We start from the raw sequence: 573 nt of genomic DNA, 5'->3' as shown, positions 1-573 counted from the left end.
GCTCGGTATAGGTGAGCGTGACGGCATCGTCCGGTGACCCGTCCGCTGCGCCGGCGGGCCCGTGGGGGGCGGCGGCAACGGCAGCGGAGACGGCGACGACGGCGACCGCGTCCGGGGTGCGCCGCGTCTGGTCGGCCACCAGGGCGGCGAGAGGGCGCTCGGCGAGCGGGTCGGTGCGTCCGCTGGTCCACTCGTCGACGACGAGGTGACGTTCCGTGGTGGACATCGCGTCGAGCTCGCCGAGGACGGCGTCGTCGGCGGCCTGCTCGGCGAGGCGGGCGAAGCGACCGGCGAAACGCTCCGCGTCGGCCGCGGTGAACAGGGTCGCGTCGACCGCGGCGAGCACGCAGACCACGTCGGCGTCGTCCTCGACCGCCAGGGTCAGCGGGACGCCCACGGGCCCCTCGTGCCCGCGCAGCTCCTCGGTGCCCAGCCCCGTCAGGGTCAGGCCGTCCAGCACTCGCGGGTGGTAGGCGAACATCACGTCGAACAGGCCGGCGCTGGTGCCGCTGGCGGGCGGCGCGCCGGGGCGGCGGCCCCGTGAGGTGACCGTCCCACCCGGCGCGGCGGGAC

General features: G+C 76.8%; 1 protein-coding gene. It reads right to left on the bottom strand.

Annotated features, from left to right (window positions below):
* Positions 1-573, bottom strand: a 573-nt coding sequence (locus MXD58_RS24640) for a hypothetical protein (protein ID WP_250610042.1), incomplete at both ends; no start/stop codon positions are given.

Origin of the sequence: Frankia sp. AgKG'84/4 (assembly GCF_023242965.2) — a bacterium.
Lineage (GTDB): Bacteria > Actinomycetota > Actinomycetes > Frankiales > Frankiaceae > Frankia.
This window is presented reverse-complemented; position numbering and strand designations above follow the sequence as displayed.